The sequence below is a fragment of the Ramlibacter sp. genome (genome assembly GCF_035706265.1).
In the GTDB taxonomy this organism is placed as follows: domain Bacteria; phylum Pseudomonadota; class Gammaproteobacteria; order Burkholderiales; family Burkholderiaceae_C; genus Ramlibacter.
The window spans coordinates 1-10,099 of record NZ_DASSVG010000547.1 but is presented as its reverse complement, the minus strand read 5'-3'; the positions used below and the strand labels follow the sequence as shown (position 1 = coordinate 10,099).

16 protein-coding genes are annotated in these 10,099 nt (G+C 68.9%); 11 read left to right on the top strand and 5 right to left on the bottom strand.

Features of this window, described 5'->3' with window-relative positions:
* From rplV to VFM98_RS19650, 6 genes are all read left to right on the top strand, one after another.
* On the top strand, positions 1-283 hold a 283-nt coding region (rplV, locus tag VFM98_RS19675; protein ID WP_325111591.1), incomplete at its 5' end, for a 50S ribosomal protein L22.
* 8 nt (positions 284-291) lie between these two features.
* Entirely contained in the window at positions 292-1,185 is an 894-nt protein-coding gene (rpsC, locus tag VFM98_RS19670; protein WP_325111590.1) for a 30S ribosomal protein S3, read from the top strand.
* Positions 1,186-1,208: 23 nt separating this feature from the next.
* A complete protein-coding gene (rplP, locus tag VFM98_RS19665; RefSeq protein ID WP_325111589.1) occupies positions 1,209-1,625 on the top strand; it encodes a 50S ribosomal protein L16 in 417 nt (138 codons plus the stop codon).
* Between the two features lie 10 nt (positions 1,626-1,635).
* A complete protein-coding gene (rpmC, locus tag VFM98_RS19660; protein ID WP_325111588.1) occupies positions 1,636-1,875 on the top strand; it encodes a 50S ribosomal protein L29 in 240 nt (79 codons plus the stop codon).
* Between the two features lie 2 nt (positions 1,876-1,877).
* Positions 1,878-2,147, top strand: a complete 270-nt coding sequence (gene rpsQ / locus VFM98_RS19655) for a 30S ribosomal protein S17 (protein WP_325111587.1) — start codon at positions 1,878-1,880, stop codon at positions 2,145-2,147.
* Positions 2,148-2,232: 85 nt separating this feature from the next.
* Positions 2,233-2,739 carry a peroxiredoxin gene (locus tag VFM98_RS19650; RefSeq protein WP_325111586.1) on the top strand — a complete coding sequence of 169 codons (507 nt, stop codon included), beginning with the start codon at positions 2,233-2,235 and terminating at the stop codon, positions 2,737-2,739.
* A 41-nt stretch (positions 2,740-2,780) separates the two neighbouring features.
* On the opposite strand, the gene VFM98_RS19645 is transcribed toward VFM98_RS19650, so the two are convergent.
* Complete coding sequence (locus tag VFM98_RS19645) at positions 2,781-3,287, bottom strand: GNAT family N-acetyltransferase (RefSeq protein WP_414709048.1); 507 nt, start codon at positions 3,285-3,287, stop codon at positions 2,781-2,783.
* A gap of 88 nt (positions 3,288-3,375) precedes the next feature.
* Positions 3,376-4,038, bottom strand: coding sequence for a cytochrome b/b6 domain-containing protein (locus VFM98_RS19640; RefSeq protein WP_325111584.1), 663 nt, complete (start codon positions 4,036-4,038; stop codon positions 3,376-3,378).
* 159 nt (positions 4,039-4,197) lie between these two features.
* Here VFM98_RS19640 and VFM98_RS19635 point away from each other — a divergent pair, with 159 nt between their 5' ends.
* Positions 4,198-4,653, top strand: coding sequence for a cytochrome c (locus VFM98_RS19635; protein WP_325111583.1), 456 nt, complete (start codon positions 4,198-4,200; stop codon positions 4,651-4,653).
* A gap of 114 nt (positions 4,654-4,767) precedes the next feature.
* Here the strand turns inward: VFM98_RS19635 and VFM98_RS19630 are convergent, their stop codons facing one another.
* From VFM98_RS19630 to VFM98_RS19620, 3 genes are read right to left on the bottom strand one after another with little or no spacing between them, the layout of a single operon-like run.
* Positions 4,768-5,268, bottom strand: a complete 501-nt coding sequence (locus VFM98_RS19630) for a TlpA disulfide reductase family protein (RefSeq protein ID WP_325111582.1) — start codon at positions 5,266-5,268, stop codon at positions 4,768-4,770.
* A 37-nt stretch (positions 5,269-5,305) separates the two neighbouring features.
* On the bottom strand, positions 5,306-6,040 hold the full coding sequence (locus VFM98_RS19625) for an alpha/beta hydrolase (RefSeq protein ID WP_325111581.1): 735 nt from the start codon (positions 6,038-6,040) through the stop codon (positions 5,306-5,308).
* A complete protein-coding gene (locus VFM98_RS19620) occupies positions 6,040-7,275 on the bottom strand; it encodes a CaiB/BaiF CoA-transferase family protein (RefSeq protein ID WP_325111580.1) in 1,236 nt (411 codons plus the stop codon). Before VFM98_RS19620 ends, VFM98_RS19625 begins: the two co-directional genes overlap by 1 nt.
* A gap of 74 nt (positions 7,276-7,349) precedes the next feature.
* Here VFM98_RS19620 and VFM98_RS19615 point away from each other — a divergent pair, with 74 nt between their 5' ends.
* The 4 genes from VFM98_RS19615 to VFM98_RS19600 form a co-directional block, all read left to right on the top strand.
* Entirely contained in the window at positions 7,350-8,570 is a 1,221-nt protein-coding gene (locus VFM98_RS19615) for an MFS transporter (RefSeq protein WP_325111579.1), read from the top strand.
* A complete protein-coding gene (locus VFM98_RS19610) occupies positions 8,567-9,022 on the top strand; it encodes a PTS fructose transporter subunit IIA (protein WP_325111578.1) in 456 nt (151 codons plus the stop codon). The genes VFM98_RS19615 and VFM98_RS19610 overlap by 4 nt, the downstream gene beginning before the upstream one ends.
* Positions 8,991-9,260 (top strand): HPr family phosphocarrier protein, encoded by a 270-nt coding sequence (locus VFM98_RS19605; RefSeq protein WP_325111577.1) that lies wholly within the window; start codon positions 8,991-8,993, stop codon positions 9,258-9,260. The genes VFM98_RS19610 and VFM98_RS19605 overlap by 32 nt, the downstream gene beginning before the upstream one ends.
* A partial coding sequence (locus VFM98_RS19600; RefSeq protein WP_325111576.1) for a phosphoenolpyruvate-utilizing N-terminal domain-containing protein occupies positions 9,257-10,099 on the top strand: 843 nt, incomplete at its 3' end. The genes VFM98_RS19605 and VFM98_RS19600, both read left to right, overlap by 4 nt.

Genomic DNA, 10,099 nt, shown 5'->3' with positions numbered 1-10,099 from the left:
GGGCCGCCTCGTCGCCGACCTGATCCGCGGCAAGAAGGTGGACCAGGCCCTCAACATCCTGAACTTCACCCAGAAGAAGGGTGCCGTCATCGTCAAGAAGGTGCTGGAGTCCGCGATCGCGAACGCCGAGCACAACGACGGTGTGGACATCGACGAGCTGAGCGTGAAGAGCATCTACGTGGAGCAGGGCACCGTGCTGAAGCGCTTCACGGCGCGCGCCAAGGGCCGCGGCAACCGCATCAGCAAGGGCACGTGCCACGTGTACGTGACCGTCGGGAACTAAGGAAGACTATGGGACAGAAGATCCATCCGACCGGCTTCCGCCTGGCCGTCACGCGCAGCTGGAACAGCCGCTGGTACGCGAACAACCGCGACTTCGCCAACATGCTGGGCGAGGACATCAAGGTCCGCGACTACCTGAAGTCCAAGCTGAAGAACGCCGCTGTCTCCCGCGTGCTGATCGAGCGTCCGGCCAAGAACGCCCGCATCACGATCTACTCCGCCCGCCCGGGCGTGGTGATCGGCAAGAAGGGCGAGGACATCGAGAACCTGAAGAAGGAACTCGCCACCCGCCTGGGTGTGCCGGTCGCGGTGAACATCGAGGAAGTGCGCAAGCCCGAAGTCGATGCCCAGCTGATCGCCGACTCGATCACCCAGCAGCTCGAGAAGCGCATCATGTTCCGCCGCGCGATGAAGCGCGCGATGCAGAACGCCATGCGCCTCGGCGCCCAGGGCATCAAGATCATGTCGTCGGGCCGCCTGAACGGCATCGAGATCGCCCGCACCGAGTGGTACCGCGAAGGCCGCGTGCCGCTGCACACGCTGCGCGCCGACATCGACTACGGCTTCTCCGAAGCCAAGACCACCTACGGCGTCATCGGTGTCAAGGTGTGGGTCTACAAGGGTGACACGCTGGGTCGCACCGACCTGCCGTCGCTCGACTCCACGCCGCGTCCCGAAGGCGAAGAGCGCCGTGGCCCGCGTGGCCCGCGCCGCGACGGCGACCGCCGTGGCGGCCCCGGCGGCGATCGCCGTGGCGGTGGCGGCCGTGGCCCGCGCCGCGACGCCGGTGCGACCAACGTCGCCCCCACCGAAGGCAGCGACAAGCCCGCCGAAGCAACCGCAGGGGCGGAAGCCCCGAAATCTACCGTTAAGCGCGTTCCCGCGCCGGGCAGCAAGCGCTGACCCGACGGTAAAGGAGAGAAGAAATGCTGCAACCTGCTCGCCGCAAATTCCGCAAAGAGCAAAAAGGCCGCAACACGGGCATTGCCACCACCGGCAACTCCGTGGCGTTCGGCGACTTCGGCCTGAAGTGCACCGACCGCGGCCGCCTGACCGCCCGCCAGATCGAGGCCGCGCGTCGCGCGATCTCCCGTCACGTGAAGCGTGGCGGCCGCATCTGGATCCGCGTGTTCCCGGACAAGCCGATCTCCCAGAAGCCTGCCGAGGTCCGCATGGGCAACGGCAAGGGCAACCCGGAGTACTACGTGGCCGAGATCCAGCCGGGCAAGATCGTGTTCGAGATCGTCGGCGTGCCCGAGGAACTCGCGCGCGAAGCGTTCCGCCTGGCTGCCGCCAAGCTGCCGCTGCGCACCACGTTCGTCACCCGCATGATCGGCGCGTAAGGAGAACACCATGACCGTGAAAGCCAAGGATCTCCGCGAGAAGGACGTCGCCGGCCTCGAGGCCGAAGTGAAGTCGCTGCAGAAGGCCCATTTCGGCCTGCGCATGCAGAAGGCCACGCAACAGCTCAACAACACCGCCACGCTGCGTTCCACGCGCCGTGACATCGCCCGCGCCAAGACCATCCTGGCGCAGAAGCGTGCCGCCACCGAAGGTGGCTCCACTGACGCCGCCAAGTCGACCAAGGAGTGAACATGACGGAAGCGAAAACCTCCCTCAAGCGCACTCTCGTCGGCAAGGTGGTGAGCGACAAGCGTGCCAAGACCGTGACCGTGCTGGTCGAGCGCCGTGTGAAGCACCCCATCTACGGCAAGATCGTCATCAAGTCGAGCAAGTACCACGCGCACGACGAGAACGGCGAGTTCCACACCGGCGACGTGGTGGAAATCCAGGAAAGCCGCCCGCTTTCCAAGACCAAGAACTGGGTCGCGACCCGCCTGGTCGAGAAGGCGCAGCTGGTCTAAGTCCCCAGCCTGCAGGCACCCGCAAAACGGCCCACAATCGTGGGCCGTTTTGTTTTGTCCGTTCATTTTTCACGAGGAGAGACACATGATCCAGGTCGGCGACCAACTCCCTGACGTCACCCTGCAGGAATACTCGGAAGTCGAAGGCGAGGGCTGCTCGATCGGCCCGAACCCGGTGAAGGTGCGCGAGGCCGCCAAGGGCAAGACCATCGCCCTGTTCGCGCTGCCGGGGGCCTTCACGCCGACGTGCTCCGCCAAGCACGTGCCGGGCTACGTGGAGAAGTTCGACGAGCTGAAGAAGGCCGGCGTCGACGAGATCTGGTGCCTGAGCGTCAACGATGCCTTCGTGATGGGCGCCTGGGCGCGCGAGCAGAAGAGCGCCGGCAAGGTGCGCATGCTGGCCGACGGCAGCGCCGACTTCGCCAAGGCCGCGGGCCTGACCCTGGACCTCACCGGCCGCGGCATGGGCGTGCGCAGCAACCGGTATTCGATGCTGGTGAAGGACGGCAAGGTGGCCAGCCTGAACGTCGAGGGCCCCGGCAAGTTCGAGGTGAGCGACGCGGGGACGATGCTGTCGCAGCTGAAAGGCTGAGGTATCTCACCCTCCCCCAGAGGGGGAGGGAGCCAAGAGGGTCAGCAGCGGCTGCTCAAGGGCGCCGGCGCGCTCACCCAGAGATCGGCCTTGAGGTAGTGCGCCCCCGGAATCGGGTTGTGGTAGTACGGCGGGATCTCCTCGAAGCCGAGCTCCTCGTACAGCGCCCGGGCCGCCTCCATGTCGTCCAGCGTGTCCAGCAGCACGCAGTCGTAGCCCTCGCGGCGCGCCGCGTCGAGGGCCGCCTCCGCCAGCTGGCGGCCGAGGCCGAAGCCGCGGAAGGCCCGACGCACGTACAGGCGCTTCATCTCCGCCGCATTGGGATAGTCCGTGCTGTCCATCGGGCGCAGCGCGCAGCAGCCCGCCACTTCGCCGTCGACGCGCGCCAGGAACAAGGCGCCGCGCGGGGGCGCGTACTCGCCCGGCAGGGTGGCCAGCTCCTCGTCGAAGTTCTGGAAGCACAGGTCGACGCCGAGGCCGGCCGCGTATTCGCGGAAGATGGCGCGCACGTCTTCGAGTTCGCGCCCCGCGGGGGTGGTCAGTTCGATGACCGGTAAAGGGGCAGTATCCAAAGTCCTGAAAGCTAGTCCATGGACGGCCCATTTTACCGGCCCGCCGTGGCCTGGCTTTACGAACTTATCCTAGGCGGGAAACCCAGGCCGCCAGGCCGGCGCAGGCCAGCGCCACGGCTGCCGCCAGGGTGCGCGAAGCGGCGTCATCCCGGGCGGCAGGCGCCTGGTGCGCGAGCTCCTTGTCGCCGGTGATCATCGGCCGCACCAGGGCTTGGCGCCTGCGCCGCTCGTAGAACACGATGGCTGCGATGTGCAGCGCCACCAGCGCGAACAGCAGCCACTGGCCCACGGTGCGGTGGTACGAGGTCAGCGCCAGCCCGCGCGCGGTGGAGACGAAGCGATTGAGCGGCCCCGTGAAGCCGGCCTCGTCGTCGACGAACAGGCCGGTGCCGGCCTGCGCCAGCAGCACCGCGAGCATCGCGAACACCGCGCCCGCGCCGAGCGGGCTGTGCCCCACCAGGTGGTCCGGGTGCGCCCGGCCGGCCAGGTAGGCCTTCACGCTGCCCGGCGCATAGAGGAAGGAGCCGAAGCGCGACCAGTGCCCGCCGACGAAGCCCCACACCAGGCGGAACAGCAGCAGCGCCAGCACCGCGTGGCCGATGCGCGCGTGCCACTCGGTGGCGTTGCCCCCCACCTTGGCCGTGACCACGAGGGCGACGACGCAACCAACGAGTAACCAATGGAATAAACGCGTGGGCAGGTCCCAGACGCGGATGCGATGAGGCATGGGTCTCCTGTTCGTCCTCGTTGCTAGGCGTAAAGCCGGATGCACCGGCTTCAGCCGCTTAGTAGATTCCCGCACTGGCGAGTTCCCGCGCGAACTTTTTTCACGGCGTGCGGGTCTGCCGCTGTGGCAACCGCCACTTTAACCAACGGAGAAGAACCGATGAAAGTTGTCGCCACTCTTGCCGTCGCCGCCGCAGCGTTCACCCTCGCCGCCCCGGCCTCGGCCCAGTTCGCCAAGCCCGAAGACGCGGTGAAGTACCGCCAGAGCGCCATGTTCATCATGGGCCAGAACTTCGGCCGCATCGGCGCCATGGTCAACGGCAAGGCGCCGTACGATCCGGCCGCCGCCGCGGCCAGTGCCGACATCGTGGCCACGATGTCCCACCTGCCCTGGCCGGGTTTCCAGCCCAGCACGGAGAAGGTCACGGAGACCAAGGCCAAGCCCGAGATCTACACCGAGCAGGCCAAGTTCAAGCAGGCCTCCGAGCGCCTGCAGGCCGAGGCCCCGAAGCTGGCCGCCGCCGCCAAGACCAACAACCTGGACACCCTGAAGGCGCAGTTCGGCGAGACGGCCAAGACGTGCAAGGGCTGCCACGACGACTTCCGCAACAAGTGAGTGGGACGATCGTCATTCCCGCGCAGCCGGGAATCCAGGGCTTCCAAAGCAAAAGCGGCCGTCGGCCGCTTTTGCTTCTCTGGGCCCCCGCCTGCGCGGGGGTGACAAAGACGATCACGATTCCGCCAGCAGCTTCTCGATCAACCGGTGCAGCTCGGCGAAGTTGGGCTCGCCGACATAGCGCTTGACGATCTCGCCCTTCCTGTTCACCAGGTAGGAAGTGGGCGTGAGCTGCACGTCGCCCCAGGCCTTCGCCACCGCACCGGTGTTGTCGATCGCCACCTTGAACGGCAGCTTGCGCGTCTCGGTGTAGTTCACCACGTAGCTGGGCGGGTCGTAGCTCATGGCCACGCCCACGTGCTCGTAGCCCTTGGCGTGGTACTTGTCGTAGGTGGAGACCATCTTCGGCATCTCCGCCACGCAGGTCACGCAGCTCGTGGCCCAGAAGTTCACCAGCGCCACCTTGCCCTTCAGGTCCGCCGTCGTCTGCTTCGAGCCGTCCAGCAGCACGAAGGTGGTCTGCGGCGCCGCCTCGGTGCCGCCCACCACGAAGAACGCGCCCGCGGCCGCGATCGCCACCGCCGCCGCCCCGAGGATCCATTGCCTGCGTGCCATGGGCCTATTCTGGACCAAGCGGCAAGCCCGCGCCTGATCAGGCGCAATCCAGCAGCACCCGCACCAGCTCCTGCGGGGCGCTGATCATCGGGTCGTGGCCGGTCGCCAGCTCGACCACGCGGATGCCGCCGCCGCCCGTCCAGGCACCGTCCCAGAAGCCGGCGTCGCGCACCCGCGGCCGGATCGAGTCGATCGTGCCCAGCCGCGGCTGTACGCAGTCCACGAAGGTGCGCGGCACGCCGGCCACCCGCTTCGGGTCGAACTGCAGCGGCGCCTGGTAGGTGTGGCCGGGGTGGGGCGTCTGCCGGCGCTGCACCCACGCGTGGTCCTCGGCCGCCAGCCCGAAGACGGAAGGGTCGGGCGCCGGGAAGGCGAAGTCCGGCGACGCCTGGGCGGCCGCCAGCCGGGCCTCGCGCGTCGCACTGGCGTGCGTGCTGCTCCAGCTCTCGCCCGGCCGCGGCACCACCGCGTCGACGTAGACCAGGTGCTTCAGCCGCTGCGGCATGCGGTCGGCCACCGCCGTGCCGATCATGCCGGCATAGGAGTGCACGACCAGCACCGCGTCCTGCAGTTCCTCCGCCTCGATCGTGTTGGCCACGTCGTCGATGTGCGTCTCCAGCGTGATGAGCGAGGACATCAGGTGCACCCGCTCGCCCACGCCCGTGAGGCACACCGCGAGCGCGCGGTGGCCCTGCGCATGCAGCGCGTCGACCACCCGGCGCCAGGCCCAGGCGCCGTGCCAGGCGCCGTGCACGAGGACGAAGTTCGCCATCAGATCACCTCCTTCTCACGCAGTTCGCGGATCCGGTCCTCGCCCCAGCCCAGGACCTCGCCCAGCACCTGCTCGGTGTGCTGGCCCAGCAGGGGCGGCGGCAGCTCCGTGCGCACGGGCGTGCCACTGAGCTTCAGGGGGCTGGCCACCAGGTTCAGCGGCCCCGACAGCGGATGCTCCCACTGGTGCACCATGCCGCGCTCCCGCACGTGCGGATCGGCGAACACCTCGCCGATGTCGTTGATCGCGCCGCACGGCACCTTGGCCGCCTCCAGCGCCGCCAGCCAGTCGGCCTTGCGCCGCGACTTCATCACCGGCTCGAGGATCGGCACCAGGATCGCGCGGTTGCGCACGCGGTCCTGGTTGCGGGCGAAGCGCGGGTCGCTCGCCAGCTCGGGCCGGCCGGCCACCTGGCAGAACTTGGCGTACTGGCCGTCGTTGCCCACGGCCAGGATGATGTGGTCCTTGCGGCCGTCGGCCGTCGGCGCCACCTCGAACACCTGGTAGGGCACGATGTTCTGGTGCGCGTTGCCGGCGCGCTGCGGCACCTTGCCGCTCACGAGGTAGTTGGCGCCCAGGTTGGCGAGCATCGCCGCCTGCACGTCCAGCAGGGCCATGTCCAGGTGCTGGCCCTCGCCGGTGCGCTCGGCGTGGCGCAGGGCGGCCAGGATGCCGACGGTGGAATACATGCCGGTGAAGAGGTCCGCCACCGCCACGCCCACCTTCTGCGGGCCGCCGCCGAGGTCGTCGCGCTCGCCGGTGATGCTCATGAGGCCGCCCATGCCCTGGATCGCGTAGTCATAGCCGGCGCGCTCGCGGTAGGGCCCGGTCTGGCCGAAGCCCGTGACGCTGCAGTAGACGAGGGCCGGGTTCACCGCCTTCAGCGACGCGTAGTCGAGGCCGTAGCGCGCCATGTCGCCGACCTTGAAGTTCTCCACGAAGACGTGGCAGTGCCGGGCGAGTTCGCGGACCAGGGCCTGGCCTTCGGGGCGCGCGATGTCGCAGGTGACCGAGCGCTTGTTGCGGTTGGTGCCCAGGTAGTAGGCGGCCTCGCGCGTGTCCTGGCCTTCGCGGTCCTTCAGGAAGGGCGGGCCCCAGCTGCGCGTGTCGTCGCCCGTGCCGGGCCGTTCGATCTTGATCACGTCGGCGCCCAGGTCCGCGAGCGTCTGCGTGCACCAGGGGCCGGCCAGCACGCGCGAGAGGTCGAGCACGCGGATTCCATCGAGAGCATTCATGCCGCCATTATCGGGAAACCGATAATGCGCCCGGCGGTCCGGCAGAGGCCGCGGCCGCATCCAAGAACGATCCCATGTCCCTGCTCCCGGGCCGCCAGGTGGTGGCCATCTTCCTCGCGTTCGCATTCACCTACTTCTTCGCGGCCCTGCTGCGGGCCGTCACGGCCACGCTGTCGCCCACGCTGACGCAGGAGTTCCACCTGCACGCGCGCGACCTCGGCCTGCTGGCGGGCGGCTACTTCCTGGGCTTCGCGTCCCTGCAGCTGCCGCTGGGCACCTGGCTGGACCGGCACGGGCCGAAGAAGGTGCTGCTCTGGTTCATGGTGCTGGCGGTGCTGGGCTGCGCCGCCTTCGCGCTGGCGGAGAGCTTCCACACCCTGCTGGCGGCGCGCTTCCTGTGCGGCGCGGGCCTGGGCGCCTGCCTGATGGCGCCGCTCACCGGCTACCGGCGCTGGTTCTCACCGGCCACCCAGCTGCGCACCAACTCCTGGATGCTGATGACGGGCTCGCTGGGCATGCTGGCCTCGACCCTCCCGGTGCAGTGGCTGCTGCCGCTGGCCGGCTGGCGGCCGCTGTTCTGGGGCCTGGCGCTGCTGCTGGGCGTCTCCATGGTCGTCCTCGCCCTGGTGGTGCCGGGCTGGCAGTCCGCCGCCCCGGCCGGCGGGGCGCGGGCCAGCTACCGCGAGGTCTGGCGCAGTGCCTATTTCTGGCAGATGGCGCCGCTCGGCTTCGTCGTCTACGGCGGCCTGATCGCGGTGCGGACGCTGTGGGCCGGGCCCTGGATGATCCGCGTGGCTGGCTATGACCCGGTCGCGTCGGCCGGCGGGCTGTTCACGATCAACCTGAGCATGCTGGCCGCCTTCTGGAGCTGGGGCTGGATCACCCCCTGGCTGCAGCGCCGCGGCGTGCACGTCGACCGGCTGATCGCCTGGGGCGTGCCGCTGCACTTCGCGGCCACGGCGGCCCTGATCGTGGCCGGCCCCGCCGCCGGCGCCGGCCTGCTCGCCGTGTACTGCGTGAGCGCCACGTTCGTCTCGCTGGCGCAGCCGGCGGTCGGCATGCACTTCCCCGCCGCCGTGGCCGGCCGGGCGCTGTCGGCGTTCAACCTGCTGATCTTCCTCGGCGTGTTCGTGATCCAGTGGGGCATCGGCCTGCTGGTGGACGGCTTCGGCGCCCTGGGGGTCGGCGAAGTGTCGGCATTTCGCTTCGCCTTCGCCATCTTCCTGGCCTGCTGCATGCTGTCCTACGCATGGTTCCTGTGGGGCCACAGCCATAATCGGCGGCAGAGCCCATGAATGCCATCCTGCTGATCGCCCACGCGCCGCTGGCCAACGCCCTGCGGCAGTGCGCACTGCACGTGTTCCCCGACTGCGGGGCGGCGGTGACGGCGATCGACGTGCAGCCGAACCTCTCGCCGGACGAGACGCTGGCGGCGGCGCGCATCGCGATGGAGCAGCTCGCGGCGGCCGGCAACGTGCAGGGCATCCTCGTGCTGACCGACATCTTCGGCGCCACCCCCAGCAACGTCGCGCAGAAGCTCGTCGACGGCATCGCCTCGCGCCTGATCACGGGCGTGAACCTGCCGATGCTGCTGCGCGCCGTGAGCTACCGCCACGAGCCGCTGGACACGCTGGTGTCGCGCGCGGTGATCGGCGGCACCCAGGGGGTGATGCAGGTGGCGATCACGGCGCCGCAGCAGCAGCCACAACGCAACCATGATCAAGACCACCACGACCATCAGCAATAAGCTCGGCCTGCACGCGCGCGCCTCGGCCAAGCTCACCAAGCTGGCGGGCAGCTACCCGTGCGAGGTCTGGATCAGCCGTGGCGAGCGGCGCGTCAACGGCAAGAGCATCATGGGCGTGATGATGCTGGCGGCCGGCCTGGGCGCCGAGATCACGCTCGAGACCAACGGCCCCAAGGAGCAGGAGGCCATGGACGCGATGCTGGCCCTGATCGCCGACAAGTTCGGAGAGGGGGAATGACCTTCTCCGTCCACGGCATCGCCGTCGCCCGGGGCATCGCCATCGGGCGCGCGGTGGTGACCGGCTCCGGCCGCGCCGACGTCGTCCACTACTTCATCCAGCCGGACCAGGTGGAGGCCGAGATCGAGCGCATCCGCGTCGGCCGCAACGCGGTGGTGGACGAAATCCACCGCCTGCAGCAGACCATCGCCACCCTGGGCCCGAAGGAAGCACCGCACGAACTCTCCGCCCTGCTGGACGTGCACCTGATGCTGCTGCAGGATGAGGAGCTGATCGAGGGCGTCAAGCACTGGATCGTCGACCGTCTCTACAACGCCGAATGGGCGCTCACCACGCAGCTCGAAGTGCTGTCGCGCCAGTTCGACGACATGGAGGACGATTACCTGCGCGAGCGCAAGGCCGACCTGGAGCAGGTGGCCGAGCGCATCCTGCGCCACATGAAGGGCATGGCCTCCCCGGTGGCCAAGCCGCCGGCGGCGCGCCGCAAGACGCAGCAGGACCTGCTGCTCGACGAAAGCGTGGACGTGCCGCTGGTGCTGGTGGCGCACGACCTCTCGCCGGCGGACATGCTGCAGTTCAAGCAGAGCGTGTTCGCCGGCTTCGTCACCGACGTGGGCGGCAAGACCTCGCACACCGCGATCGTGGCGCGCAGCCTGGACATCCCCGCCGTGGTCGGCGCCCGCGCGGCCAGCAACCTGGTGCGGCAGGACGACTGGGTGATCATCGACGGCGACACCGGCGTGATGATCGTCGACCCCTCGCCGATCATCCTGGCCGAATACGGCTTCAAGCAGCGCCAGGCCGAACTGGAGCGCAGCCGCCTCAATCGGCTGCGCCAC